Genomic DNA, 26,295 nt, shown 5'->3' with positions numbered 1-26,295 from the left:
GTCAACGGGGAGAATGACGATGCATTGGCTGTTCCTGCTGCTGGCGCTGGGCGCATTCGCGCTGGCGCTGAAGACGCCCCACGATGGGGTGATGCTGCTGTCCCTGCTGGGGACGCTGGTGTTCCTGCTGGCCTGGGTGCGCGGGCTGTACGTCGCGCGTTTCGGCAACCTGCAGCGCGACATCTCCAGCGTGATCGATCCCGCCGAACTGCGCCGGCTGCGCGAACTGGGCCAGGCCCGCCGCCAGGCCGCCACCGAAGATACCGACACCCCGTAGTGCCATGACCCAGCTCAGCGTCAACGTCAACAAGATCGCCGTGCTGCGCAATTCGCGCGGCGGCACCGACCCGGATGTGCTGCAGGCCGCGACGGCCTGCCTGGACGCGGGCGCGCACGGCATCACCGTGCATCCGCGCCCGGACCGCCGGCACATCCATGCCGAAGACGTTGTCGCGCTGTCGTCGCTCACCGCCCGGCGTGGCGTCGAGTTCAACATCGAAGGCAACCCGTTCGCCCCGCCGCGCGAAGGCTACCCCGGCCTGCTGCCGCTGTGCGCGCAGACCCGGCCCGCCCAGGCCACCCTGGTGCCAGACGGCGACGGCCAGCTCACCTCCGACCACGGGTTCGACTTCGCCCGCGACGGGGAGCGGCTGCGCCCGCTGATCGCCGAGCTCCGGTCCTACGGTTGCCGCGTCAGCCTGTTCGTCGATGCCGGCAACCCGGATATCGCCCAGGCCGCGGCGATCGGCGCCCATCGCGTCGAGCTCTATACCGGCCCCTATGCCGAAGCACATGCCGCCGGTGACGCCAGCGCGATGCTGGCCCTGTTCGCCGATGCCGCGCGTCGTGCCCAGGCCGCCGGGCTGGGAGTAAACGCCGGCCACGACCTGTCGCAGGACAACCTGCGCGACTTCCTGCAGGCCGTGCCGGACGTGCTGGAAGTCTCGATCGGCCATGCGCTGATCAGTGAGGCCTTGTATGCCGGGCTGGACGCCACGGTGAAGGGATATCTGGCGTTACTGTAAGGCGCTCACCGACCGTTGACTGGCGCCATGACCGACGATGTCCTGCCCGTGTGGCCTGTGGACAAGTTTGGGGACGAATTCGTACCTGTACCGCCAGAGGCCCGTCGTAGCGGGACTTTCGGGATATAGTGGGGTTGTGGTTAGTAATACTGCTAACCAAAGATTAACCTCTGCGGCCCGCCTGCCATGAACACCCCGCTCCCCTCCGTCCAAACCACTGTTCCCGGAAGCATCGGCCGTACGTCTCAACCCCTGAGATCGCCCGGCGATAGCCTTTGACCATGGGTATCGCGATCAAAGGCCGAGGTTCCACCACGCATCTGGCGGGCCGTTTCGAGGCCACCGTCAGCGAAGTCGTGTACGACGGTTGGGACGCCGAGGAGAGCGAAGAATTCGCCGCGCCGCGTCTGCGTACCGAAGTGCGTGCCGAGACCGCGCGCAGCATCATCAGCCGCAACAAGTCGCCGGACGTGGGCTTCAGTCAGTCGGTCAATCCGTACCGGGGCTGCGAACACGGCTGCTCGTACTGCTTCGCGCGCCCCTCCCATGCTTACCTCAATCTGTCGCCTGGCCTGGACTTCGAGACCAAGCTGTTCGCCAAGACCAACGCGCCGCAGCTGCTGCGCAAGGAATTCTCGCGCTCGGGTTACGTGCCGCAGCCGATCGCGCTGGGCATCAACACCGATGCCTACCAGCCGATCGAGCGCAAGCTCAAACTGACGCGCCAACTGATCGAGGTGATGCTGGAAACCCGGCATCCGTTCTCGCTGATCACCAAAAACGCGTTGGTCGAGCGTGACATCGACCTGCTCGCGCCCCTTGCCGAGCAGAACCTGGTCAGCGTGCACTTCTCGGTGACCTCGCTGGACCCGCACCTGTCGGCAAAACTGGAACCGCGTGCCTCGGCACCACACGCCCGCCTGCGCGCGATGCGCCGCCTGCATGACGCCGGCATCCCGGTCGGGGTGATGGTGGCGCCGGTGATTCCGTGGATCAACGATGCCGAGCTGGAAGCGGTGCTGGAAGCCGCGCGCGATGCCGGTGCATCCACCGCCGGCTACGTGCTGCTGCGCCTGCCGCTTGAAGTTGCCCCGCTGTTCCGCGACTGGCTGGACACCCATCATCCGGACCGCGCCACGCACGTGATGAGCACCATCAACCAGCTGCGCGGTGGCAAGGACTACAACAGCGAATTCGGCAGTCGAATGCGCGGCGAAGGCGTCTACGCCGACCTGCTGTCGAGCCGCTTCAAGCTGGCGCGCAAGCGGCTCGGATTCGACGCGCAGAACAGCCATTGGCCGAAGCTGGATTGCGACAAATTTTTGCGACCGTTGCCGCCGCGGGTGGATTCGCCACAGGGGTCGTTGTTCTAAGACCGATGCCAGAGACTCTGCTTGATGTGCGCCAATACTCGAATGTCGCGATCAACGATCCATGTCTCGGGCAATCAGCGGCGTGGTGGCATGAGCTAGTTCCCGCAATGATGTGTGCTCACTATTCACGGTAAGATCCGCGCATTGGCCGAACCAAGGATGGGCGAGCGATGAATCTCAGGAAGCTGGAGAAGGATGCCCTTCTTTCCGAAAACGAAGAATCGTCTGATGCCGGGAACCACGCGTGAGTTCCATGCGCCGCCCCGCCCGGTGCTCCCGCCTCAGGGGCTTCCGCCCCGATCGAAGAGATCGCTATGACTAGGTGGCTGCGATGGGTTGCACTGGTGCCGGCTTCCGCCGCCGCATTCATAGCGGTGCTCATGTTGCTCTGGCCATTGCATACCTTATTGATGTATTTGTGCCCTGCCAGCGAAATATTCGACGAGGGCACCACGGATCTAGCGAAACCTGATTATGCGGCAATCGGTCAGGACTGCGCTGCGGCGTGGTTTCCGGGCGCAGAAACCGCGGTCTCGGTTGGAGTATTGGCGGCAGCGATCGCCGCCGCCGGATGTGTGGCAGCTTGGCTGGCTCCAGCCGGAAAGGCGGTATCCGCGTTCTGCGCATCGTGCCTAGCGCTGTGCTTGACGTATACGGTTTTCCGTCTCTCTCAATGACTGGAGTTCCGATCTTGCGGCTAGGCGCAGTCCCTGGCTGCCTCCACTACCGGACAACCGGCAGAATGTCCTGGTGAATGGCAGTGGAAGGTTAGCGGTCCACCTGGAAGTACCAAAGGGAATTGGGTTAACCCAAATACCGGAGGGAAGCTACACCCCGATTTCGGACATCCTCCACCCAATGGTCCCCATTGGGGATACACAGATGGTAACGGTGAGAAGTGGGACTATTTCCTTGATGGACGAGGTTGGCAGCAGCGAGATACCAAGTGGAAGTGAAAGATCACAGGTCCATTGAATGAATATTTTTTCCTAAGAATGGTACCGGGATGAATGGAGAAATCTCAGATTTCACTATGAGCTTGACGATGATGCCAAGCAATGGCGAATCACCGGCTCTGTGACCGGGCTGAGTTCGTTTGTTGCGGTACTGCGTGCTTATGCATCGGATCCAAATAACGACTGGATCTCCTGCCATCGCAATCTGGGTCCGCACGAATATCTGGAAATCGGCACATGGAGCTCGTCCATCATTGACGGTCATTGGATTGCAGGTCGCTTGAGCGATCTGCTTGGTCTTGCGAGTCGTGTTGAGGCGTGGCTAGACTCTGCACAGAGCGGGGATTCCCTCTTCGTCAGGGCATTCTTCAGCCCGGATTCGCCATACGACGTCTGCCTAACGGTCGCGCCGGTCGCTCTTGATCCATCGTCACTCGACGCTTCACTGGCACCTCGGGCAGATGGATAGTCGTCACAGACAACGTACCCGAATGACCTCGACGAATATGCCGGAACCACCCCTTAGTCCCCTCATACTAAAATCCGCGTGCCTCGGCACCGCGCGCCCGCCTGCGCGCGATGCGCCGCCTGCATGACGCCGGCATCCCGGTCGGGGTGATGGTGGCGCCGGTGATTCCCTGGATCAACGATGCCGAGCTGGAAGCGGTGCTGGAAGCCGCACGCGATGCTGGTGCATCCACCGCCGGCTACGTGCTGCTGCGCCTGCCGCTGGAAGTGGCGCCGCTGTTCCGCGACTGGCTGGACACCCACCATCCGGACCGCGCCACGCACGTGATGAGCACCATCAACCAGCTGCGCGGTGGCAAGGACTACAACAGCGAATTCGGCAGTCGCATGCGCGGCGAAGGCGTCTACGCCGACCTGCTGTCGAGCCGCTTCAAGCTGGCGCGCAAGCGGCTCGGATTCGACGCGCAGAACAGTCATTGGCCGAAGCTGGATTGCGGCAAGTTTTTGCGGCCGTTGCCGCCCCGGGTGGATTCGCCGCAAGGCAGCCTGTTCTGACCCCACTGGACGATGGGCCCGATGCCGACCACTATCGGAAGCACCGAAGGCACGTAGGGAAAGCGGGTGAATGTTGCGGCAGTCACCACGGCGGCCAACGCGACGATCCTCGCCGTAATGAACGAGCAGCGCCGCAGGGTGCTGGCCCACTTCAACGCGCACAAGGCGCTCTCGCCGGAGCGCGCGATCGCGCGTGATGCGTTGGAACCCGCGTTGCACGCCACGCTCGAACAACTGCGTGCGCAGGGCATCATCAAGGACAGCGGTGATGCGCTCAGCTATCTGGATGCCGACGCGCTGCTGGCGCATGAGAAGAAGATGGCCAAGAGTGGACGTATCGCCGTAATGGCGATGGTGCCGGTGTTGGTTGGGGTTGCGGTTGCCGTTGTCGTGGCGATTACATTCTCGCGTTGAGGTTGGCCGGCTTCAGCCAGGTGTGGCAGGAGCCGGCCAGCGGCCGGCACTACCGGGGCGTGCGTCGTATATCCAATGGGTGCGTGGCGCGGTTCAAGCACCTGGATATGGCCCGCCGCCTTCAGTTCCCGCCGAACAGCTTCTGAGCGTTCTGGAACAGCACCCAGCTGGTGGCGATGAACTTGTCGCCGCCGTGCGGACGATTGCCGCGGTGGGTGTGGGTGAACGCGGTCGGCGCGATCAGCAGGCTGCCGGTGCGTGGGGCGATCTTGCGGTCCTGGAACAGGAACTCGGTTTCGCCCTGTTCGAAATCATCGTTGAGATAGAGCGTCCACAACAGGTGGCGATGCAGGGTCTCGGCGGCGGGATCGCGCGGGTACAGTTCGCAATGCCAATAGGGATAACCGCCCTCGCCTGCGGCATACCATTGCAGATTGATGGCACCGGGACGCAGGCAGGTGCGGGCCAGGTCGGACAGCGTTGCATCGTCCATGCCTACGAAATCATCGGCGGCCAATCGACGTGGGCTACCGTCGCTGTCCTGGATCTGCAACATCAACGGCGAGATCAGTGCCTGTGGATAACGGCGTAGATAACTCATCACGCCGCGAAACACCGCCTGCTGCAACTGCATGTCCACATCGCGCCACGCGACATCGCCGCTGATGCGGAGATCCTTGCTGTGCTTGAGTTCCGGGAACACACCGCTGCCTACTTCACCGGGCCGCAACTGCGCACTGGTTCGCATCCTGGCCTGGATGGCGGCACACATCCCGGCGGGGATGGCGTTGTGGATTACTTCGATGAAGTCGGGCGGAGCGTGGGCCGTCATGGGGTCATCCGTGGGCATCTGACCCCGATGGTGACCGCTGCGCTGGCCGATGTCACGCCGTTGCCATGTAGGCATTTCCCTGCCGAAAACGGGACCGGTATCGCACCGGTCCCGTGCTGCGCCCTCAGCCCTGCGCTTCGTCGTGCGCGCGGTGGTAGCGGGTGGCTTCGGCCACTTCATTGCGCGAGCCGAGGAACACCGGCACGCGCTGGTGCAGGTGGTCGGGCTGGATGTCGAGGATGCGCTCGCGCCCGGTGGTGGCCGCGCCGCCGGCCTGTTCGACCAGCAGGCCCATCGGGTTGGCTTCGTACATCAGGCGCAGCTTGCCGGCCTTGGTCGGATCCTTCTGGTCCCACGGGTAGATGAAGATGCCACCGCGGGTGAGGATGCGATGCACGTCGGCGACCATGCTGGCGATCCAGCGCATGTTGAAGTTCTTGCCGCGCGCGCCTTCCTTGCCGGCCAGCAGGTCCTGCACGTAGCCCTGCATCGGGGTTTCCCAATGGCGCTGGTTGGACATGTTGATCGCAAATTCCTGGGTCTCGGCCGGGATCTGAATGTCCGCGGTGGTCAGGACGAACTCGCCCTTCTCGCGGTCCAGGGTGAAGGCATGGGTCCCGTGGCCGACGGTGAGCACCATCTGCGTGCTGGGGCCGTAGATACAGTAGCCGGCAGCAACCTGGCTGGTGCCGGGTTGCAGGAAGCTGTCGTCGTTGGGCTGTTCGGTGCCGGGCGGGCAACGCAGCACGGAGAAGATGGTGCCGACGGACACGTTGACGTCGATGTTGGAGCTGCCGTCGAGGGGATCGAACAGCAGCAGGAAATCGCCGCGCGGGTAGGTGTCCGGGACCGGCTGGCAGTGGTCCATTTCTTCCGAGGCGCAGGCGGCGAGGTGACCGCCCCAGGCGTTCGCTTCGAGCAGGATCTCGTTGCTGATGACGTCGAGCTTCTTCTGGGCCTCGCCCTGCACGTTGCCGGTGCCGGCTTCGCCGAGCACGCCACCGAGTGCACCCTTGCTGACGGCGATGGAGATGCTGGTGCAGGCGCGTGCGACGACGGCGATCAGCTGGCGCAGGTCGGCATTGATGCGGCCTGCGTGCTGCTCTTCGATCAGGTACCGGGTAAGCGACGAACGGGACATGGACTGTGGCTGCCAAAGACGTTTGGGGGCCATATTGTCGCCGGTCGTCCATGGCATTACGAGGCAGGCGGGGGACACCGCACCAGACCCTGTAGAGCCGAGCCATGCTCGGCTGCCTTTGGCACAGTCTCCGGCAGGGCGAGCAGCCGAGCATGGCTCGGCTCTACCGGGTCTGGTGGCGCCGCGGCAACAGGAGGGACGTCGGCAGCGCGATGGGTACGTCGCCAACAGCAGAACGGCCGCACAAGGCGGCCGTTCTTCATTGCACTGTCGCGTGCGTCAGCCCTTGGCGACGGTCGACACGGCCTTGGCCACGTATTCCAGGTTGCCCTGGTTGAGCGCGGCCACGCAGATGCGGCCGGTGCCGACGGCGTAGATGCCGAACTCGTCGCGCAGGCGGTCCACCTGCGGGCGGGTCAGGCCGGAGTAGGAGAACATGCCGGCCTGGTCGTTGATGAAGGCGAACTCCGGCGCGCCGGCGGCGACCAGCTTGTCCACCAGACCATGACGCAGGGCGTGGATGCGCTCGCGCATCTCGGTCAGTTCCGCTTCCCACACCTGGCGCAGTTCCACGCTGTTGAGCACGCCGGCCACCAGCGCCGCACCGTGGTTGGACGGGCTGGAGTAGATGGTGCGGATGATGCGCTTGACCTGCGACTGCACGGCCTTGGCCGCATTCGCGTCCGGGGCCACCACCGACAGCGCGCCGATGCGCTCGCCGTACAGCGAGAACGACTTGGAGTACGAGTTGGCGACCACGAAGCTGTCGATGCCGGCCTCGGCGATGATGCGCACCGCAGCGCCGTCTTCGCTGATGCCCTTGTCGAAGCCCTGGTAGGCCATGTCGATGAACGGGAACAGCTGGCGGTCCTTCAACAGCGCGGCCACCTGCTTCCACTGCGCGACGGTGAGGTCGGCACCGGTCGGGTTGTGGCAGCACGCGTGCAGCAGCACCACCGTGCCCGGCTGCAGCTTGCCCAGGTCGGCGAGCATCGCCTCGAAGTCCACGCCGTGGGTGGTCGGGTCGAAGTAGCTGTACTCGACGACCTCGAAACCGGCGGCGCCGAATACGGCGCGGTGGTTTTCCCAACTCGGGTTGCTGATGGCGATGGTGGCGTGCGGCAGCAGCCGGTGCAGCAGGTCCGCACCCACGCGCAGCGCGCCGCTGCCGCCGATGGTCTGCGAGGTGGCGACGCGGCCGGCGGCCAGCAGCGGCGAATCCTTGCCGAACACCAGTTCGCGGGTGGCCTGGTTGTAGGCCGGCAGCCCGTCGATCGGCAGGTAGCCGCGCGGTTTGGCTTCGTTGGCCAGCTGCTGTTCGATCTGCTTGACGGCGCGAAGCAGCGGAATGCGGCCGCTCTCGTCGTAGTAGATGCCCACACCCAGGTTGACCTTGGTCGAGCGGCTGTCGGCGTTGTATGCCTCGGTCAGGCCCAGGATCGGGTCGCCTGGGACCAGTTCCACATTTGCAAAGAAGGACACGGCGGTACTCATTCGGATGACGGAAGGGGGGAGGATGTCGCGACGCGCGGTGCGGCCGGTCCGGCCACAACCGGGCCATCGTAACAAAGCCACGCCGAGGGCGCGGCGGCCACCGTCACGTTGGCTTCCGTACCATGGCGTGCGGCGCCCCACATCGCCGAGGACCCCAGATCGCATGTTCCGCTTATCCCCGTTTGTCCCGTCCTGCGCGCTGCTTTCGGCAGTGCTGCTGCCGAACCCGGCACAGGCCGCATCCACGCCCGATCAGTCCCCCGAGGTAGCGCGGCTGCCCACGGTTCAGGTGCAGGCCGCGCGGGTGCAACAGGTGGACGATGTCGACCTGCCGGCCTCGATCAGCACGGTGTGGCTGGACGACGAGGCCAACGGCGCCCTGGCGCAGGTATCCGAGGCGCTGGGCGGCATCCCCGGCGTGGTCGCCCGCGACCGCCAGAACTACGCACAGGACACCCAGCTGTCGATCCGCGGCTTTGGCGCGCGCTCGACCTTCGGGGTGCGCGGGGTGCGGGTGCTGGTCGATGGCGTGCCGGCGACCATGCCCGACGGCCAGGGCCAGCTCTCGCATGCGAGCCTGCTCTCAGCCCAGCGCGTGGACGTGCTGCGCGGGCCGTTCTCGGCGCTGTACGGCAATTCCTCCGGCGGCGTGGTGCAGGTGTGGAGTGCCGAGGGTGCGCCGGGCGATCCCTGGCGGTTGCGACTGGATACCGGCAGCGACAACACGCTCAGCGCCGGCGCGCAGCTGCGCGGCCAGCAGGGGCCGATCCGCTACAACGTGGCCGCCAACCACTTCCGCACCGATGGCTGGCGCGAGCACAGCGCCGCGCGCCGCGAGTCGGTCAATGCGCGGTTGGGGACCGACGTGGGCGGTGGCCAGCTTGATCTGGTGCTGAACTACTTCGACTCGCCCGATGCGCAGGATCCCCTCGGGCTGAGCCGCGCGCAGGTCAATGCCGATCCGCGCCAGGCCACGGCGGTGGCCGAGCAGTACAACACGCGCAAATCCGTTCGCCAGGCCCAGGCCGGGCTGGTGTTCACCCGTACCGATGGGGCGCACACGTGGCGGGCCATGGGCTATGCCGGGCAGCGCAGCGTGGAGCAGTACCTGGCGATTCCGCCGACGCCGCAGGCCAACCCACTGCATGCCGGCGGAGTGATCGACCTGGACGGCGACTACGGCGGGGTGGACGCGCGCTGGAGCTGGCACGGTGACTGGGCCGGGCGACCCCTGGATCTGGTGATCGGCGCCAATGCCGACCGTCAGGCGCAGGATCGCCGGGGTTACGAGAATTTCGTCGGCGATCAGGTCGGCATCAAGGGCCGCCTGCGCCGCAACCAGGCCGACCGTGTCGAGAACGTGGACCAGTTTGCCCAGGCCTGGTGGCAGTGGGCACCGCGCTGGTCGCTGCTGCTCGGCGTGCGCCACAGCACGGTACGGTTCCGCTCCAACGACCACTTCATCACCGCCACCAACCCCGACGACAGCGGCTCGCGCCGCTACGACGCCACCACGCCGGTGGCCGGGGTGGTATTCCGCGCGACCGATGCCTGGCGGTTGTACGCCTCGGCCGGGCGCGGCTTCGAGACCCCCACCTTCAACGAGCTGGGCTACCGCGCCGATGGCCAGGCCGGGCTGGCGCTGGACCTGTCGGCGGCCCGCAGCCGTAACCTGGAAGTAGGCAGCAAATGGCACGCGCAGAGCGGGGCAAGGCTGGAGGCGGCGCTGTTCCGCGCCGACACCGATGACGAACTGGCGGTGGCCAGCAACACCGGTGGCCGTGCCACCTACCGCAACATCGGCCGCACCCGCCGCCAGGGCCTGGAGGCAAGCTACGTGCAGCCGCTGGGCGCGCAGATGGAACTCGCGCTAGCATACACCTACCTGGAAGCGACCGTGCGCGACCCCTACGTGCTGTCCGGGGCGACCGTCGTTGCTGGTTCGAGGCTGCCCGGCGTGCCGGAGCAGCAGTGGAACGCGCGCCTGCAATACCGCCCGGGCGCGTGGCAGTGGGCGGCCGAGGTGGTGGCCTCCGGCGACACGGTGGTCAATGACCTGGCCACCGACAAAGCGGCCGGCTACGCACTGTTGAACCTCGAGGCGGCGCGCCGCTGGCAGCTGGCCCAGGGCACGCTGCGGGCCTTCGCGCGCCTGGACAACGTGCTGGACCAGCGCTATATCGGCTCGGTGATCGTCAACGACGGCAATCAGCGTTATTTCGAGCCGGGCCCGGATCGCCGGGTCAGCGTGGGCCTGCAGTGGCAGTGGGCGCCGTAAGGATCATTCAGGCGCCCGCTTGAACCCTGCCAACCGACGGTTGGCACCTACTTCGGCACCTTTGCCGGGACGAACGGCGAGGTCGGATCGCTGGCCGGGAAGGTTTCTTCCAGTGCCTGGTCCTGGTTGTCGCTGGCGTGCTGCTTGCGCTGCAGGCGCTGGTGCTCGTCTTCGCGGCGATGGTGACCGGCCGGACCTTCGCTGCCGGGGGTGAGGTCCTTGCGGTCGCGCGAGGGGGCTGCCGGGGCCACCGCCACCGGCAGATGGTCCGGCTCGGGCGGCGCGGGCATGCCGGCGCCGCGGTCTTCGGCATCCTGGTTGTCATGTTTGGCGTGTTGTTCGCCAGGCACCGGGGTGCTGGCTTCGCGCAGGGGATCGCGTGGCATGGAAATAACTCCGGAACGGGAGCACTACTACAGCGCGATGGCGGTGAAGTCGCTGCGAATCCGCAGCACTGAACGGATCTGTCACGGCTGGCTAACGGGGCCGGGACTATTCCTGCCTGCCCCAGTACCGCCGGAGTCGTGTCATGCCCCGCCTGGACCGTCGTGCCGCCCCCGCGTTGTTCAGCGCCTACCCGCAGCCGCCCCGGACCACGCGCCGCGTGCGTCGCGAGCGCACCGAGGAAGCCCAGGCGGTCGCACAGGACTACCTGCAGTACATGCGCAGCGATTACGAACGGCGGCGCGGCCACGGCCACCGCAGTTGGCGCGACCTGTACCCGGCCTATGCCTTCGCGCTGACCACCCATTACGCCGATTGGCCACGCGGCAACGATGAAGACACCGCCGGTGAGCTGGCCGAGCACTGGGAGCAGATGCGCGGGCAGTCGCGGCTGGGCTGGGCGCAGGCGCGCGGCATCGTCGAGGACGCCTGGCTGGCACTGGACCACATGCCGCCGACCGCCGTGCACGGGTTGCTGCAGTAACGCGTAAAGGGCGCCTGCACGGGGCGGACACGGGCGTTTCACGTGGGCGGGGGTACAGCTTGCCGTTCTCTTCCACGCTGGAGCAGCACCGCCATGGCCCGACCGATCTGGACCGGAACCTTGTCCTTTGGGTTGCTCAATGTCCCGGTGTCGCTGATGTCCGGCGAACGCAAGGTGGACCTGCAGTTCCGCATGCTCGACTCGCGCGATCGCAAGCCGATCCGCTTCGAGCGGGTCAACGCCGATACCGGCGAAGAAGTGCCGTGGAAAGACATCGTCAAGGCCTACGAGTACGACAAGGGCAGCTACGTGGTGCTGGAAGAGGACGACATCCGCTCGGCCGCGCCGGAAAGCCATGAGGCGGTGGAGGTGGAGACCTTCGTCGACGCCTCCACCATCGACCCGCGTTACTACGAGAAGCCCTACCTGCTGGTACCTGCCAAGAAGGCCGAGAAGGGCTACGTTCTCCTGCGCGAAACCCTGCGCAAGACCGGCAAGGTCGGCATTGCGCGGGTGGTGGTGCGGACCCGCGAGTACCTGTGCGCGGTGATGCCGCACGGCGACGGGTTGGTGCTGATGATTCTGCGCTACCCGCAGGAACTGGTCGATCCGGAAGACTACAAGCTGCCCGCCGGCAGCCTGGCCGAGTACCGCATCAGCAGCAAGGAAACGGCCATGGCCGAACAACTGATCGATTCGATGTCCGGTGAGTGGAAGCCCGATGACTACCACGACGAGTTCCGCGAGCGTCTGCAGACGCTGCTGACCAAGCGGATCAAGTCCAAGGGGGGCACCACCAAGGTGGAGGATGAACCCGCGCCGCGCGAGGACGATGCCACCAACGTGGTGGACTTCATGTCGCTGCTGCAGAAGAGCCTGGATGCGAAGAAGCGCACGCCGCCGAAGAAGACGGCCGTGACGGCGGCGCCGAAGAAGTCGGCGGCGAAGAAAGCCAAACCCGCCAAAAAAGCCGCGAAGGCGACCAAGAAGACGGCCACGCGCAGCACCACGCGCAAGGCCGGGTAAGCGCAGATGTCACTGCAGGAATACCGCCGCAAACGCCGCTTTGATGGCACCCCCGAGCCCGATGCCGAGCGCACCGGTGCACCGGCGCGACGCCCGATCTTCGTGGTGCAGCTGCATCACGCCAGTTCCCGTCACTACGATTTCCGCCTGGAAGCCGATGGCGTGCTCAAGAGCTGGGCGGTGCCGAAGGGGCCGTCGCTGCGCGTGGGCGAGAAGCGCCTGGCGGTGGAAGTGGAAGACCATCCGCTGTCCTATGCGACGTTTGAAGGCGATATCCCTAGCGGCCACTACGGCGCCGGACATGTGGATGTGTACGACCACGGCACCTGGGCGTGCGACGGCGATCCGCTCGAGGCGATCGCCGCCGGCAAGCTCGACTTCGTCCTGCACGGCGAGCGGCTCAAGGGCGGATGGAAGCTGGTGCGTACCGCGATGAAAGGCAAGCAGCACCAGTGGCTGCTGATCAAGCGCGACGATGACGATGCACGCGATGCGGAGGCCGATGACATGCTCGATACAGCGCCTGCTCGGCGTACGACTGGCAAGCGTACTGCTGCCTCGACAACCCGCACCGGCACCGGCAAGGCAGTGAAGACGGTCGCCAAGGCGCCGGCGGCACGCAAGGCCGACGCACGTTGGCACAAGCGCGCGCTGGCGCTGCCGGAGGCACGCGACACGCCTTATCCGCAGGGCTTCAAACCACAGTTGACCGACCACCGTGCCACCGCACCGGAGGGCGATGGCTGGTTGCACGAGATCAAATGGGACGGCTACCGTCTGCTGGCCGAGGTCAGCGACGGCGTGGTGTCCCTGCGCTCGCGCGGTGGCCTGGACTGGACCGATGACTTCCCCGAAGTGGTACAGGCGATTGCCGCGCTGCCGGTGCGCGACCTGCGACTGGATGGCGAGCTGGTGGTACTGGACGCGCAGGGCCGCAGCGACTTCACCGCGTTGCAGAAGGTGATTGATGGCACGGCCAGACAACCCTTGCGCTACGTGGTGTTCGACATGCCCGGTATTGCCGGCGTCGACATCAGCCGCGCGCCCTTGCTGGCCCGCAAGGCGCTGCTCAAGGACCTGATCGGCCCCGCGCCGGGCACCCTGGCCTACAGCGAGCACGTGCTCGATCATGGTCCGCAGGTGTTCGCCGCCAGTGGCGATGCGGGCTACGAGGGCATCATCAGCAAGCGGGTGGATGCGGTCTACGTCAACACGCGATCGCCGACCTGGATCAAGATCAAGCATGAAAATACCGATGAATTCCTGATCGTCGGCTACACCGAACCCAAGGGATCGCGCACCGGCTTCGGATCGCTGTTGATGGCCACCCCGGACAAGGGCGGCCTGCGCTATGTGGGCCGTGTCGGCACCGGTTTCGACGATGCGTTGCTGCGTGCGCTGACCCGCCAGCTCAGCGCGCTGGCGGTGAAAGACGCGGCGGTCGCCCTGCCCGCGCATGTGCCCTTCCCGGCGCGCAGCGTGCACTGGGTGAAACCGGTGCTGGTGGCCGAGGTCGCTTTCCGCGGCTGGGCCAAGGAAGGGTTGCTGCGCCAGGCCAGTTTCAAGCGGCTGCGCGAGGACAAGGCCGCGAAGGATCTGGGCGGTGCGGCGAAGGTGCCAGCCAAGGAAAAAAAGACCACCGCCGGCAAGATCACGACGAAGGCAGGCGCTGCGGCCAAAACGCGCGCTGTCGCCGAAAACGCTGGCGACGTGAACATCAGTCACCCCGAACGCGTGGTGTTCGCCAAGGCGAAGATCACCAAGGGCGAGGTGGCCGACTACTACCGGCAGATGGCGCGCTGGGTGCTGCCCGAAGTTGCCCGGCGGCCGCTGTCGCTGCTGCGTTGTCCGGATGGCGTGGACAAGCCGTGCTTCTTCCAGAAGCACCATGGCACGGGCCTGGGCGAGGCCGTAGGGGCCATTCCGCTGGAACAGAAGAGCGGGCGCGAAGACTACCTCTACATCGAGGACCTGATGGGCCTGCTGCAGCTGGTGCAGATGAACACGCTAGAGCTGCACCCGTGGGGTGCCACGGTGGCCGATCCCGAGCGCCCGGACCGGCTGGTGTTTGATCTGGATCCCGGCGAGGGCGTCACCTGGGCGCAGGTCAAGACCGCCGCGCGCGATGTGCGCGACCGGTTGCTGGAGACCGGGCTGCAGAGCTTTGTGCGGCTGTCCGGTGGCAAGGGCGTGCATGTGGTGGTGCCGCTGCAGCCCAGGGCCGACTGGGCGCAGGCCAAGGACTTCTGCGAGGCGTTCGCGCAGGCCATGGCCGAGCACGCGCCGGAGCGCTACGTGGCCACCATGAGCAAGGCCAAGCGTACCGGCGTGATCTTCATCGACTGGCTGCGCAACGCACGCGGTGCCACCAGTGTGTGCTCCTGGTCGCTGCGGGCGCGCCCGGGTGCGGGCGTGGCAGTGCCGTTGCGCTGGGAAGAACTGGGCCGGGTGACCGCTGCCGACGCGTTCCCGTTGGCCAAGGCGCTGCAGCGGGCGCAGCGGTTGAAGCAGGATCCGTGGGACGGAATCGACGCGGTGAAGCAGGTGCTGCCGGGCGCGTGACGCAGGGGCGCGTCATCGCCATTGCGCGGCCCGCCCGGCCTGCCGCCACGCCTCGTCGCACGCTCCCGTCAACGCGGCCGGTAGCGCGCGCCCAGCCAGATACCGGCCGCCTGGAACGGCAGCGCGATGAGCAGCACGGTGACGAACCAGAATGGGAAGTCGCTGCCCAGGTCCCAGGCCGCATAGACCGACGCGGCGGCGATCACTGCCCAGACCACCCCGCCGTGCATGTAGGGCGCGTTCGGCGCGTAGCGCGCCGCGAAGGCCGTGGCGGCCACGCCGCCAAGGATCGTCCAGGCCAGGTCCCACGCCAGCCGCGCCTGCCCGCCTTCGCCCAGCCCGATCCACGGTGCGATCCAGCCGGCGGCGCCGCTGACCATGCCCAGCACGAACACTGCCACGACCACGCACAGGATGGAGAGCACGACGGTCTTGGCAAGCGACAACGGGGACATGGGGATTCCGGAGACGACGAACGTGCGCCCATTATGGACGCACGCCATGCCTCAGACCCTCCCGGACGGCCTCAACGACGCCCTCTGGGCCAAGCCGCGCACCGGCACCGAGCCTGCACCCGGTGTCAGCCGACCAGCGCGGCCGAATCGCGGGCCAGCTGCTCGATCCCGGCCCAGTCGCGCGCCTGCAGCAGCGCACGCGTGGTCAGCCAGGAACCGCCCACGCACAGCACGTTGGGCAGGTGCAGGAAATCGCGCGCGGTCTGCGCGGTGATCCCACCGGTCGGGCAGAAGCGCACGTCGCCGAATGGCCCGTTCCACGCCGACAGCATTGCCGCGCCGCCGGCCTGCACCGCCGGGAAGAACTTGAAGGTATCCAGCCCGTGTTCCAGGCCGAGCATCAGCTCGGACGACGTCGCCACGCCGGGCAGGAACGGCAGGTCGGTATCGCGCGCGGCCGCATACAGGCGCGCGGTGGCGCCCGGCGATACCGCGAAACGTCCGCCCACCTGCTTGACCTGTTCCATGTGCGCGGCACTCAGCACGGTGCCGGCACCCACCACGGCATCGGGCACGGCCTCGACCATCGCCTTGATGGCGTCCATCGCCACCGGCGTGCGCAGGGTCACCTCGATCACCGGCAGGCCGCCGTTGAACAATGCGCGCGCCACCTCGACCGCGTCGTCGACGTTCTCCGGGGTGAACACCGGAATCACCGGGGCCAGCTTCAGGACTGCGCGTACGCGTGGATCAGCGCCGGACATCGAATCGCTCCTCGCCCGTGAGGGCCATGATGTCAGCCTCGCTGACAGGGTTGAAATCGCCGGGGATCGAGTGCTTCAGGCAGCCAGCAGCCAGGCCGAAGCGCACGATCGCATCCGGCGCGAAGCCGCGCATCATGCCATGCAGGATGCCGGCGGCGAAGGCGTCGCCGCCGCCGATGCGATCCACGATGCCGAGCATGTCGCGGGTCGGCGCCACCGCGCGGGTCCCATCGCGACCGAGCAGCATCGCCCCCAGCGCATGGTTGTCCACGCTGTGCGGGGTGCGCTGGGTGCAGGCCATCCACTGCAGCCGCGGAAACGCGGCGAACGCCTGCGCGGCGGCCGCATCCACGCGCTCGGCCAACTGCGCCTGCGGGAACTCCCCGCCGAGTACCACGCCGATATCGCGGTAGTCGGCGAACAGCACGTCGGCGCAGGCGAACAGCTCGCGCAGGATCCCGGCCGCATCGCCCTGCCAGCGCGCCCACAGCGACGGACGGAAATTGCCGTCGAAAGACACCTTCACCCCACGCGCGCAGGCGGCGCGCGCCGCCACCAGCGTGGCCTCGGCCATCGCCGGATTGAGCGCCGGGCTGACCCCGGACAGGTGCAGCCAGTCGGCGTTGGCCAGCAGCGTGTCCCAGTCGTAATCGGCGGCACTGCTGCTGGCAAACGCCGAATCGGCGCGGTCGTAGACCACTTCGCTGGCGCGCTGCACCGCACCGGTGGTGAGGAAGTACAGGCCCATGCGCCCCGGCCGTACCTGCACATGGCCGGTGTCCACGCCGTGCCGGCGTAGTTCACCGGCGACGAACTGGCCCAGCGGATTGGCCGGCAGCGTGCTGACCATCGCCACCGTATGTCCCAGATGGGCCAACGACACCCCGACATTGGCTTCGGCGCCCCCCGGATGCACCGCCAGCTGCGCACTCTGCAGCAGCAGCTCGCGGCCCGGTGCGCTCATGCGCAGCAACAACTCCCCAAAACAGACGACGCGACTCATGATCATGGATCCTTGTGAAAGCGAGGGCCGGTGGAACGTCGCCCAGGAAGAATGGCTAGCGGTGTCATTCTAGCCTTGCGGCGCCTGCCGTCCACCTGGGGAAATGTCGAAAGCTTTGTCCCGCAAGCCTCCAGGGGACATTCAAAATCTGTTGCGCTGCAAGATGCTCCTTCTGGAACGGGCTGTTAACGTCCGCCCTGACCAGCGGTGTCATTGCACTGACATGTCGCCGGATTGCTGTTTCATGTAGCACCTTGGGAGAGGGAAAACATGCATTCTCGAAACATCCAGAAAAAGACACCGGTTACCTTGCTTGCCCTGTCGATCTGCCTGGCGCTGAGTGGTACCGCGCTGGCTCAGGAAACGCCCACCGGCACGGCCACCGACCTGGACACCGTGACCGTCACCGGCTACCGCGCCAGCGTCGAAAAGGCCTTGGACATCAAGCGCGGCGAAGCCGGCGTGGTCGATGCGATTGTCGCCGAAGACATCGGCAAGTTCCCGGATCTCAACCTGGCCGAATCGCTGCAGCGCATTCCGGGCGTGGTGATCACCCGTGAAGCCGGCGAAGGCCGCAACATCTCCGTGCGCGGCCTCGGCCCGGATTTCACCCGGGTGCGCATCAACGGCATGGAAGCGCTGACCACCGTCGGCGCCGGCGACCAGAGCGGCGGCACCAACCGCGGCCGCGGCTTCGACTTCAATGTGTTCGCCTCGGACCTGTTCTCACAGCTGCTGGTGCGCAAGACCGCCTCGGCCGACGTGGAAGAGGGCTCGCTGGGTGCCACGGTCGACCTGCGCACCGCGCGCCCGTTCGACTACGACGGCTTCACGTTTGCCGCCAGCGGCCAGGCCAGCTACAACGCCATGGCTGAAAAGGCCGATCCGCGCGTGGCCGCACTGATCTCCAACACCTTCGCCGATGGCACCTTCGGTGCGCTGTTGTCGGTGGCCTATTCCGAGCGCCAGGCGCTGGAAGAAGGCTCCAACACCGGGCGCTGGGCCAACGGCCCGAGCAACAACAACTTCAACGCGGCCTCGCCGTTCGCCGCTGCCCGCAGCGCCGCCGTGTACCACCCGCGCTTCCCGCGCTACGTACAGATGGAACACGAGCAGAAGCGCCTGGGCGTGACCGGCACCCTGCAGTGGAAGCCCACCGACGCGACCGAAATCTCGCTGGACACCCTGTATTCCAAGATCGACGCCAAGCGCGACGAGCACTACATCGAGGCGATTTCCTTCAGCCGCGGCACCAGCACCAACCCGCGCCTGGTCGGCAAGCCGGCGATGATCGTCAAGAACGGCGCGATCGAGAACAACGCGCTGGTCTACGGTGAGTTCGACAACGTCGACATCCGCACCGAAAACCGCCATGACGAGTGGAGCACCGAGTTCAAGCAGGTCGCGTTGAACGGCCAGCACCGTTTCGGCGATGACTTCACCTTGTCCGGCAAGGTCGGCATCTCGCGCTCCAAGCACGAGAACCCGATCCAGACCACGATCATCATGGACAAGTACGACGTCGACAATTACAGCTACGACTACCGGGGCAACAGCCGGTTCCCGACGCTGAACTACGGCATCGACCCGACCAACCCGGCCGGCTGGGAACTGGCCGAAATCCGCCTGCGTCCGCAGTACGTGGACAATGACTTCGACACCGGCCAGATCGACTTCAACTGGAACATCAGCCCCGGCTTCCGCCTGAAGGGCGGCATCCTGGCCAAGAATTACACCTTCAAGACGGTCGAGATGCGCCGCGCCAGCGAGCTGGCCGTGCCCAACTTCCCCAACGGCAGCAAGATCGTGCCGGTGGACATGACCCAGCAGGAAGGCCTGAAGGGCATCACCGGCAACCCCAACAACTGGGTGGTGCCCAACCTCGATGCGATCGCCGACCAGTTCGACATCTACAGCAACAGCGGCATCTTCGCCGTCGCCCCGCGCGCCAACAACGTGCGCAGCGTGGACGAAGAGGATCGCGGCGGCTACCTGATGGGCGAGTTCTCCACCGAACTGGGCAGCATCCCGTTCTCGGGCAATTTCGGCGTGCGCTATGTGCGCACCAAGCAGACCGCCACGGGTCTGTCCACGTTGACCACCACCACGGTCTCCACCACCGCCGAGCGCACTTACGACGACACCCTGCCCTCGTTCAACCTGGTGGCCGAAATCACCCCGGACTTCCTGATCCGCCTGGGTGCGGCCAAGGTGATGAGCCGTCCGGGCCTGGGCAACCTGACCCCCGGTTCCACCGTGGCCGTTGCCGGCGCGGCGCGCACCATCGCCACCGGCAACCCGGACCTGGACCCGATCCGCGCCACCAACGTGGACCTGGGCTTCGAGTGGTACTTCGCCGAAGGTGCCATGGCCGGTGTCGGCCTGTTCTACAAGGACATCGAGACCTTCATCCAGACCACGCGCGAGACCCACCCGTACAGCTTCAGCGGTCTGCCCGACGCGCTGCTGATCGGGACCGGCGCCAGCCCGGACAGCGACTTCACCTACACCAAGCCGGTGAACACCCCGGGCGGTGAACTCAAGGGCGTGGAGGTCAACTACACCCAGCCGTTCACCTTCCTGCCGGGCAAGTGGTCCAACCTGGGCGTGCAGCTCAATTACACCTGGGTGGACTCGCAGATCCAGTACATCAATTCCAGCGGCCAGCCGGTGCTGAAGGCCGACCTGACCGGCCTGTCGCGCAACTCGTGGAATGCCACGCTGTTCTACGAAGGCAAGGTGTTCTCCGGCCGCGTTTCGGCGACCAACCGCGATGACTACCTGACCCAGGTCACCGGTACCGAAGCCGGCTTCAACCTCGATGGCTACCACGGCATGACCGGCACTACCTTCATCGATGCGTCGATCCGCTATGCGATCAACGAGAAGCTGGAGCTGAGCCTGGAAGGCATGAACCTGACCAACGAAGCCAGCGACGAGTGGGTCTACTCGCCGTCCACCGGCCAGCTGCCGCTGCAGTACACCGAGACCGGACGTCAGTTCATGCTCGGCGTGCGTTACAAGTTCTGATCCACACCAGACGGCGGCGGCGCGAGCGATCGCGCCGCCGCTGTTGCGTCGCAAGATGTTGGGGAACGTCGGCTTTGCTAGCGTGCGTTGCGTGCAGGACACGCGGCGGGGAGGCTGCGCGCCCGCACGCAGCGCACCGGCACTGCCTTCGATCCAGCTCCCCGCGCCACCGCCGTAACGTTGAGCTGTCGAAAGGAACCTGCCATGCCGCTGCACGCTGTCCGTTCGCCCCGTCGCACCCGTCTTTCGGCCAGCCTGCTGTGGATGCTGCTGGGAGGCAGCGCCGGCGCCTGGGCACAGCCGGCACCGCAGCTGCTGTTCCACGTCTCGGCCGACAACGGCTTTACCGCCGACACCGCGCAGGGCGATGCGGTCCCCAATTTCCTGGACAAGGTCAAACGCGTGCCCGATGGCGCGCGCGGATCAGCGATCCAGTGGGAAGACGACGGCGTGCTCTCGTGGAACGCGCCCGGCAACATCCAGGCCCAGCGTGGCACGCTCGGCTTCTTCTGGCGCCCCCGCTATGCGGTGGGTGAAGCGCCGTTCGTGATTTTCCGGGTCGGCTACGCCGACCACAGCAGCTGGGACATGGCCTGGCTGCGCATCGACTGGAACGGCCACGGCTTCGACGCGTTCGTCACCGACGCCAACCTGGCCCGCACGCGGGTTTCCTTCACGCTCGACCACACTCCCTCACCGCAGCAGTGGCAGCACATCGCCTTCGGTTGGGACGAGGACCACGGCGTACGCCTGTACGTCGATGGCAAGGAAGTGGCACGCCAGGAAACCACCGCCGATTACGACGCCGCGCTCGACCAGCTCGGCTTGGCCGGGCGGGTGATGGCGCCCTACCAGGTGCAGAGCCGCTACAACTTCCTGCGTGGCAGCGACCTGGACGAGATCCGCGTCTACGACCGCCTGCTCGACCCGGCCGGCATGGCCGCGCTGGCACGCAATACGGCACCGACCACGGCCGTGGCCGCGCCCGATCCGATGCGTGCCTGGCGCCATCGCTTCGGCTGGGACAACGCGGCGCCTCCAGCGCTGACTGCACCGACCACGCGCATCCGCAAGGTCGAGTTCGCCGATACCAAGGACCACAAGCAGTGGATGTGGAAGGCCACCGACGGCATCGCCGAGACCACCTGGCCCGGCGTGTACAACCGTTCGCGACTGCCCGGCCGCAACGACTACTTCCAGCTGCCGGACTGGAACACCTACGTCGACGGCGGGAAGCAGCTTGACCTGACCCTGCCGCCGGGTGAGACCGTCAACCGCATCGAAGTGCGCGGCGCCGCGTTCGGCACGCTCAGCCATGGCGACGACGGCCAGTCGCCGACGCCGCTGCTGCAGCGCCGCCAGGGCGTGGTGCGCAGCGTCGATGACATCCCCGCGCAGACCGGCGGCGTACTGCACTTTCGCAATACCGAACAGGAAACCCCCATCCAGGAAATCTGGGCCTACGACGTCAGTGCGGCGCCCGAGCCCGCCGGCACGGTCAAGCAGCGCTACGTCATCGACAGCCAGGCCCTGCCGGACTACCTCAACATCGCCGGCCTGCGGCAGTACATCGACGGCCGTTTCCCGGCGGCCGAACGCAGCACGGTGATGGCCCTGCCCAAGGGCGCCGGTTCGCGTCGCCGCAGTGCCGATACCCTGCCCGCGCAGCCGCTGCCGATCGTGCACGTGCTGATCCCTTCCGGGGTGGCCGATGCGCCGGCCGCGCAGCCGTTGATCCGCAGCTGGGCCTACAGCTGGGAGAACATGCATGACGGCCTGGACGGCGTGGCCATCGACCTGCCCGCGCTGGACCTGCCCGCCACGATCGACGGCCTGATCCCGCTCAACCTCCGCATCAAGGACCCGATCTGGCCGGCGCGCGACATGATCGATGTGTCGGTATCGGTCAAACCGGGCGAAAAGCGCACGCTGTGGCTGGACCTGCGCGACCGCATCCTCACCGCCGACAGCCTGTGGCTGTCCATCGCCTCGGCCGCACCGGGCTTCAACGCCGCCTCGCTGGACGGTGCGGAGATCCGCATGGTCTACAAGGACCGCGAAGAAGCCAAGCAGGAGCACGTGGCCGACCGCTTCAACCAGGCGCGCGACAACTGGGGCTTTCTCGTCGAGGAACACACCACCTCCAAGCGCCAGCGTCTGTATGCACGCGTCTATGCCGACCTGACCGATCTGCTGCGGGTCGATCCGGACCACGAACTCGGCCGGCTGTACTGGAACTACATCAGCTACAACAGCCAGGGCAAACCGCCCTTCGTCGCGCCGATAGCGCCCAAGGGCGTGCCGCAGTGGGCATTCGCGCAGACCGAAGACCTCAAATACGTACGTCGCTTCGTGGACTGGTGGATCGACAACCGCCAGATCGCCTACGGCGACTTCGGTGGCGGCATCTCCGATGATTCCGACCTAACCCAGCAGTGGCCCGGGTTGGCATTGATGGGCGTGCAGCCGGACCGGCTCAATGCCTCGCTCACCGCGCTGTCCGATGCGGTGTACCGCAATGGCATGTTCAGCAATGGCCTGAGCACCATCGAAACCGACGAGCTGCATGCCTACGAGGAAGGCATCAACACCAACAGCGCCATGCTCTACCTCAACTGGGGCGACCCGCTCACCGTCGAGCGGCTGATGGAGACGGTGAAGGCCTTCGACGAACGCATCATCCTGCCCAACCCGCAGGGCCAGCTGCTGTTCTCCAGCAACTGGTACGGCGGTAACAAGGTCTACCGCGAGCCGAACTGGCAGTGGCAGAAGCCGTACTCGTTCCCGGCGCTGCATCCGGCGTTCCTGATCGGCCAGTACAACGCCGATGCCACCAGCCGCAAGCTGGTCACCGGCCTGGCCGACAGCTACCTCGCCCATGCCTACACCGACGACAAAGGGCGCTGGGCGCTGCCCAACGAGATCCACTGGGCCACGGGCAAGACCCGCGGCGGCGAGCTCAACAACGGGTCCGGCGGTGGCGATGTCATGCACACCTTCTGGGCCGCGTGGCGTTGGAGCGGCGATGCGAAGTACCTCAAGGCGCTGGACTATCGCGTCGAGCGCGGCGGCCCGGGTGCGTTGTCCAACCTGGGCGAGAACTACGTGGAGGTGCTAGGCCGGGGCGGGGAGTGGAACCCGCGCCTGATCGCCGATGCCGATGCGGGCACTACCGGCTTCTCCAGCCTGATGGCGTGGCAGGCCAGTGGCGACAAGAAATACCTTGAAGCCCTGCACGCCGACGGCATCCAGGCCAAGGCGCAACGCGAGTACATGAATACCGAAGGCCATTGGTGGTCCGACCGGGTCGAAGCGCCGAGCGAGTTCCTCCAGCGTGCACGGCTGGGCGGCATCGCGCTCAAGCGCAACCAGAGCTGGCCGGGGCACACCGTGAGCTGGCGCTTCGCCCAGCCCGATGCCGCCGAACAGGTGGCGCTGCTGGTGCACGCGCCGTCGCCGGCGCGCTTCAAGGTGATCGCCTACAACCTGGGCAAACGCGCGGTGGAAGCGGACATGACCGCCTGGAATGTCACCGCCGGGCAGTGGCGGATGACCAGCGGCATTGACCGCGATGGCGATGACCGCATCGACGGCAAGGCCAGTGTGCGTGAGCTGACGCTGGAGCGCAGCGCGTCCACGGTGCTGCGCTTTTTCCCCGGCCAGGCCCAGGTGTTCGAGTTCGAGCTGGTGCAGGCCGGGCAGCCGGTCGAGCAGCGCCCCGACCTGGGCATCGGTCGCGGCGATGTGCGTGTCGATGCGGGCCAGGTGCAGGTGACCGTGCACAGCCTGGGGCATGTGGCCACCGGCGCGGGCGTGGTGCTGCTGGAAGACGCCAACGGGCGCGAGATCGCCCGCAGCGCGGTGCCGACAATGGCCGCGCCCAGTGACCTGGTGCCGAAGACCCATACGCTGCGCCTGCCGTTGCCGTTGGGAAAGCACAGCGGCCTGCGCGTGCGGGTGATGCTGGCCGATGGCGGCGCCGAGGTGACCCAGCGCAATAACGTGGTCGTGTTGGACTGACGCGCGCAACAGCGCAACAGCGGTGGGGGTCATGCCATTCCCGTGCCGCCGGCGGAGACCGGCGGTCGTTCGGGGTGCGACCCTGCCGAGGCTGCGTGCGCCTGTCAGTGGTACCGGTCTGCGGCGGTGATGCAGGGTGATGGGGTCAAGCGCACGTGCCGGTGTGGAGGTCCTGCATGCCTTGATGAGGCTGCACACGCGCAAACGCGCAGCGATACGCGCCGCCCGGGCCGCATCCCGATCGACTGCCGATGGACCTGCAACCGGTGATGTTGGCATGACCCCCGAACGAAGCACGCGCCCCATCCCCGGTTACACCGTCACCGTGCCCGCGATGCAGGTCACGCAGGCCCCGCCGATCCACAGCGCATCGCCCACCCGCTCCACCTGTAGCCGCCCGGCGCGTCCCAGCACGGTGCCCTGACTGATCACGTAGCGGTCCGGTACCTGCCCTTCCTCGAGCAACCAGCGCGCGATACCGGCATTGAGGCTGCCAGTGGCTGGATCCTCCGGCGCGCCGTCGCCAGCGATCAAGGCGCGGCTCTCGAACCGGGCCGCGTCGCCGTCGTCGGCCTGCCACGGCCCGAACACCCCCACCTTCAAACCGTCCAGCTGGGTGTAGTCCGGCTGCAGCGCCAGCACCGTGGCGCGGTCACGCAGGCGCAGTGCCAGCCAACCGGTGCCGTTGTCCACCCAGCGCGCCTCCCGCACGTCCTCGGCAGCCAGCCCCAGGGCACTGCGTACGCGATCGCGCAGCGCGGCATCGAGCGGCCCGCCGCGCAGCAGCGGCGGTGCCAGGAATGCCAGCCCGGCGTCGCTGCGGCGGATCCGCACCAGGCCGATACCGCATTCCTGCACGATCTCCTCGCCCTGGGGCGCCCCGCCCTGCGCCAACCACGCGTGGCAGCTGCCCAGGGTGGGGTGGCCAGCGAATGGCAGTTCCTCCAGCGTGGTGAAAATGCGCACCCGGTAGTCCGCGCGCGGATCGGTCGGCGGCAGCACGAAGGTGGTTTCGCTGAGGTTGGTCCAGCGCGCGAACGCGGCCATGCGCGCGTCATCGATGCCGTCCGCCTCGAGTACCACCGCGAGCGGATTGCCCAGCAGCGGATCGGCACTGAACACGTTGACCTGTTGGAACGGATGGGTGGACATCGGGAACTCCGGGAGCACCACCGGATTATCCACGCCCGCCCCCGGCTAGAGCCGAGCCACGCTCGGCTGCCCTTCGCGGGAGATGACAGGCCGGCACGCGAAGAGGCGCATGATGCGCCGGGTTGCGTCGTTGCCGAGCAGGGCCCGGCACGACCGGATCACGCCGCGTCGGTTTCCATCACCTGCACGCGGCGCGCGTACCAGTCGCCGCCGTCGGGCTCGAACACCGCGCTGCGGGTCATTTCACCCTGGTAGACGTGGACCGAGATCGCCAGATCCTCAGCGCTGGTGTTGCGGATGGTGTGGTACTCGTGCGGCGGGATCAGGCTGCCGGCACTGCCGCAGTCGCCGAGGATGGCCGGTTGTGCGCGGAAGCGGAAGCGCTCGCCGTCGCGCTCCAGCAGCTGGTACTGGGTGATTTCCAGCTGGCCCAGCCACACCCCTTCCACGCACCACAGGCCGCTGTGGTCGTGCAGTGGCGTGCCCTGCCCCGGCCCCCAGCTCATCGCCACGATGCTGTAGCCGTGCGCGGCGCTGCGGTACAGCTCGCGGCGCGCGTAGTGGTCTTCGATCGGGTGGTGCACGCAGGCGGGCAGCTGGATGCGGCTGTCGGCGATCGCCTCGCGCAGCGCGTGGCGCAGCGTGGCGGCGATCTGGTGGGCATCATCGTGCTGTACCGCGTGATCGACGGCGGCAATCAATCGATCACGTCCGTGGAACGGGGGAAACGGGTCGCGGAAATCGTGCATGTCCCCAGTCTAGGCGATCACGGTGAACGCCATGTTTGACGGGAATCACGACAGATCGGGTCGAATCAAG

At 66.7% G+C, this 26,295-nt stretch carries 19 protein-coding genes and 1 pseudogene; 11 read left to right on the top strand and 9 right to left on the bottom strand.

Features of this window, described 5'->3' with window-relative positions:
• The first annotated feature begins 19 nt into the window (after positions 1–19).
• The 5 genes and pseudogenes from AC1DR7_RS07055 to AC1DR7_RS07035 all read left to right on the top strand — a co-directional run bounded on the left by AC1DR7_RS07055 (position 20) and on the right by AC1DR7_RS07035 (position 4,791).
• Positions 20–277, top strand: coding sequence for a hypothetical protein (locus AC1DR7_RS07055; RefSeq protein ID WP_457319839.1), 258 nt, complete (start codon positions 20–22; stop codon positions 275–277).
• Between the two features lie 4 nt (positions 278–281).
• Positions 282–1,025 carry a pyridoxine 5'-phosphate synthase gene (locus AC1DR7_RS07050; RefSeq protein WP_256776602.1) on the top strand — a complete coding sequence of 248 codons (744 nt, stop codon included), beginning with the start codon at positions 282–284 and terminating at the stop codon, positions 1,023–1,025.
• Between the two features lie 281 nt (positions 1,026–1,306).
• Complete coding sequence (locus AC1DR7_RS07045) at positions 1,307–2,398, top strand: PA0069 family radical SAM protein (protein ID WP_478052860.1); 1,092 nt, start codon at positions 1,307–1,309, stop codon at positions 2,396–2,398.
• Between the two features lie 1,499 nt (positions 2,399–3,897).
• Positions 3,898–4,377: pseudogene (locus tag AC1DR7_RS07040) on the top strand (SPL family radical SAM protein); the annotation flags it as partial.
• Between the two features lie 66 nt (positions 4,378–4,443).
• The gene (locus tag AC1DR7_RS07035; RefSeq protein WP_457317844.1) at positions 4,444–4,791 is read left to right on the top strand and encodes a hypothetical protein; all 348 of its coding nucleotides are present in this window, start codon (positions 4,444–4,446) and stop codon (positions 4,789–4,791) included.
• Between the two features lie 121 nt (positions 4,792–4,912).
• On the opposite strand, the gene AC1DR7_RS07030 is transcribed toward AC1DR7_RS07035, so the two are convergent.
• The 3 genes from AC1DR7_RS07030 to AC1DR7_RS07020 all read right to left on the bottom strand — a co-directional run bounded on the left by AC1DR7_RS07030 (position 4,913) and on the right by AC1DR7_RS07020 (position 8,246).
• Entirely contained in the window at positions 4,913–5,623 is a 711-nt protein-coding gene (locus tag AC1DR7_RS07030) for a 2OG-Fe(II) oxygenase (RefSeq protein WP_457317845.1), read from the bottom strand.
• Positions 5,624–5,747: 124 nt separating this feature from the next.
• Positions 5,748–6,764 carry a class 1 fructose-bisphosphatase gene (locus AC1DR7_RS07025; RefSeq protein WP_457317846.1) on the bottom strand — a complete coding sequence of 339 codons (1,017 nt, stop codon included), beginning with the start codon at positions 6,762–6,764 and terminating at the stop codon, positions 5,748–5,750.
• 279 nt (positions 6,765–7,043) lie between these two features.
• The gene (locus AC1DR7_RS07020) at positions 7,044–8,246 is read right to left on the bottom strand and encodes an amino acid aminotransferase (RefSeq protein WP_457317847.1); all 1,203 of its coding nucleotides are present in this window, start codon (positions 8,244–8,246) and stop codon (positions 7,044–7,046) included.
• Positions 8,247–8,421: 175 nt separating this feature from the next.
• On the opposite strand from AC1DR7_RS07020, the gene AC1DR7_RS07015 reads away from it, so the two are divergent.
• The gene (locus AC1DR7_RS07015) at positions 8,422–10,536 is read left to right on the top strand and encodes a TonB-dependent receptor family protein (protein WP_478051370.1); all 2,115 of its coding nucleotides are present in this window, start codon (positions 8,422–8,424) and stop codon (positions 10,534–10,536) included.
• A gap of 47 nt (positions 10,537–10,583) precedes the next feature.
• Here the strand turns inward: AC1DR7_RS07015 and AC1DR7_RS07010 are convergent, their stop codons facing one another.
• Positions 10,584–10,922, bottom strand: coding sequence for a hypothetical protein (locus AC1DR7_RS07010; protein WP_457317849.1), 339 nt, complete (start codon positions 10,920–10,922; stop codon positions 10,584–10,586).
• Between the two features lie 143 nt (positions 10,923–11,065).
• Between AC1DR7_RS07010 and AC1DR7_RS07005 the strand changes: the two genes are divergently transcribed.
• From AC1DR7_RS07005 to ligD, 3 genes are all read left to right on the top strand, one after another.
• Positions 11,066–11,464 carry a hypothetical protein gene (locus AC1DR7_RS07005; protein WP_457317850.1) on the top strand — a complete coding sequence of 133 codons (399 nt, stop codon included), beginning with the start codon at positions 11,066–11,068 and terminating at the stop codon, positions 11,462–11,464.
• Between the two features lie 93 nt (positions 11,465–11,557).
• A complete protein-coding gene (ku, locus tag AC1DR7_RS07000; RefSeq protein ID WP_457317851.1) occupies positions 11,558–12,490 on the top strand; it encodes a non-homologous end joining protein Ku in 933 nt (310 codons plus the stop codon).
• Positions 12,491–12,496: 6 nt separating this feature from the next.
• Positions 12,497–15,052, top strand: a complete 2,556-nt coding sequence (gene ligD / locus AC1DR7_RS06995; RefSeq protein ID WP_457317852.1) for a DNA ligase D — start codon at positions 12,497–12,499, stop codon at positions 15,050–15,052.
• 68 nt (positions 15,053–15,120) lie between these two features.
• On the opposite strand, the gene AC1DR7_RS06990 is transcribed toward ligD, so the two are convergent.
• The 3 genes from AC1DR7_RS06990 to AC1DR7_RS06980 form a co-directional block, all read right to left on the bottom strand.
• The gene (locus AC1DR7_RS06990; RefSeq protein ID WP_457317853.1) at positions 15,121–15,507 is read right to left on the bottom strand and encodes a hypothetical protein; all 387 of its coding nucleotides are present in this window, start codon (positions 15,505–15,507) and stop codon (positions 15,121–15,123) included.
• Positions 15,508–15,632: 125 nt separating this feature from the next.
• Positions 15,633–16,271: a bifunctional 4-hydroxy-2-oxoglutarate aldolase/2-dehydro-3-deoxy-phosphogluconate aldolase gene (gene eda / locus AC1DR7_RS06985; RefSeq protein ID WP_457317854.1), complete on the bottom strand. Its 639-nt coding sequence runs from the start codon at positions 16,269–16,271 to the stop codon at positions 15,633–15,635.
• Positions 16,258–17,274 (bottom strand): sugar kinase, encoded by a 1,017-nt coding sequence (locus AC1DR7_RS06980; protein WP_457317855.1) that lies wholly within the window; start codon positions 17,272–17,274, stop codon positions 16,258–16,260. The genes eda and AC1DR7_RS06980 overlap by 14 nt, the downstream gene beginning before the upstream one ends.
• A gap of 270 nt (positions 17,275–17,544) precedes the next feature.
• Between AC1DR7_RS06980 and AC1DR7_RS06975 the strand changes: the two genes are divergently transcribed.
• Both AC1DR7_RS06975 and AC1DR7_RS06970 read left to right on the top strand, forming a co-directional pair.
• A complete protein-coding gene (locus AC1DR7_RS06975) occupies positions 17,545–20,304 on the top strand; it encodes a TonB-dependent receptor (RefSeq protein ID WP_478051366.1) in 2,760 nt (919 codons plus the stop codon).
• A gap of 204 nt (positions 20,305–20,508) precedes the next feature.
• A complete protein-coding gene (locus AC1DR7_RS06970) occupies positions 20,509–24,324 on the top strand; it encodes a LamG-like jellyroll fold domain-containing protein (protein WP_478052583.1) in 3,816 nt (1,271 codons plus the stop codon).
• A 312-nt stretch (positions 24,325–24,636) separates the two neighbouring features.
• Here the strand turns inward: AC1DR7_RS06970 and AC1DR7_RS06965 are convergent, their stop codons facing one another.
• Complete coding sequence (locus AC1DR7_RS06965; RefSeq protein WP_457317858.1) at positions 24,637–25,476, bottom strand: PhzF family phenazine biosynthesis protein; 840 nt, start codon at positions 25,474–25,476, stop codon at positions 24,637–24,639.
• Between the two features lie 158 nt (positions 25,477–25,634).
• Positions 25,635–26,225, bottom strand: coding sequence for a cysteine dioxygenase family protein (locus tag AC1DR7_RS06960; protein ID WP_457317859.1), 591 nt, complete (start codon positions 26,223–26,225; stop codon positions 25,635–25,637).
• Between the last annotated feature and the right edge of the window lie 70 nt (positions 26,226–26,295).

It is taken from the genome of Stenotrophomonas sp. P5_A9 (genome assembly GCF_056400525.1).
The sequence above is the reverse complement of the archived record's forward strand: the minus strand, read 5'-3'. Positions and strand labels throughout refer to the sequence as shown.

Excerpts from the sequence above, each read along its gene's own strand:
- AC1DR7_RS07055 (WP_457319839.1), top strand. The coding sequence starts at position 20 with ATGCATTGGCTGTTCCTGCTGCTGGCGCTGGGCGCATTCGCGCTGGCG.
- AC1DR7_RS07030 (WP_457317845.1), bottom strand. The coding sequence starts at position 5,623 with ATGACGGCCCACGCTCCGCCCGACTTCATCGAAGTAATCCACAACGCC.
- AC1DR7_RS06975 (WP_478051366.1), top strand. The coding sequence starts at position 17,545 with ATGCATTCTCGAAACATCCAGAAAAAGACACCGGTTACCTTGCTTGCC.
- ku (WP_457317851.1), top strand. The coding sequence starts at position 11,558 with ATGGCCCGACCGATCTGGACCGGAACCTTGTCCTTTGGGTTGCTCAAT.
- AC1DR7_RS07045 (WP_478052860.1), top strand. The coding sequence starts at position 1,307 with ATGGGTATCGCGATCAAAGGCCGAGGTTCCACCACGCATCTGGCGGGC.
- AC1DR7_RS06960 (WP_457317859.1), bottom strand. The coding sequence starts at position 26,225 with ATGCACGATTTCCGCGACCCGTTTCCCCCGTTCCACGGACGTGATCGA.
- AC1DR7_RS07050 (WP_256776602.1), top strand. The coding sequence starts at position 282 with ATGACCCAGCTCAGCGTCAACGTCAACAAGATCGCCGTGCTGCGCAAT.
- eda (WP_457317854.1), bottom strand. The coding sequence starts at position 16,271 with ATGTCCGGCGCTGATCCACGCGTACGCGCAGTCCTGAAGCTGGCCCCG.
- AC1DR7_RS06970 (WP_478052583.1), top strand. The coding sequence starts at position 20,509 with ATGCCGCTGCACGCTGTCCGTTCGCCCCGTCGCACCCGTCTTTCGGCC.
- AC1DR7_RS07015 (WP_478051370.1), top strand. The coding sequence starts at position 8,422 with ATGTTCCGCTTATCCCCGTTTGTCCCGTCCTGCGCGCTGCTTTCGGCA.
- AC1DR7_RS07010 (WP_457317849.1), bottom strand. The coding sequence starts at position 10,922 with ATGCCACGCGATCCCCTGCGCGAAGCCAGCACCCCGGTGCCTGGCGAA.
- AC1DR7_RS06965 (WP_457317858.1), bottom strand. The coding sequence starts at position 25,476 with ATGTCCACCCATCCGTTCCAACAGGTCAACGTGTTCAGTGCCGATCCG.
- ligD (WP_457317852.1), top strand. The coding sequence starts at position 12,497 with ATGTCACTGCAGGAATACCGCCGCAAACGCCGCTTTGATGGCACCCCC.
- AC1DR7_RS06990 (WP_457317853.1), bottom strand. The coding sequence starts at position 15,507 with ATGTCCCCGTTGTCGCTTGCCAAGACCGTCGTGCTCTCCATCCTGTGC.
- AC1DR7_RS07005 (WP_457317850.1), top strand. The coding sequence starts at position 11,066 with ATGCCCCGCCTGGACCGTCGTGCCGCCCCCGCGTTGTTCAGCGCCTAC.
- AC1DR7_RS07025 (WP_457317846.1), bottom strand. The coding sequence starts at position 6,764 with ATGTCCCGTTCGTCGCTTACCCGGTACCTGATCGAAGAGCAGCACGCA.
- AC1DR7_RS06980 (WP_457317855.1), bottom strand. The coding sequence starts at position 17,274 with ATGAGTCGCGTCGTCTGTTTTGGGGAGTTGTTGCTGCGCATGAGCGCA.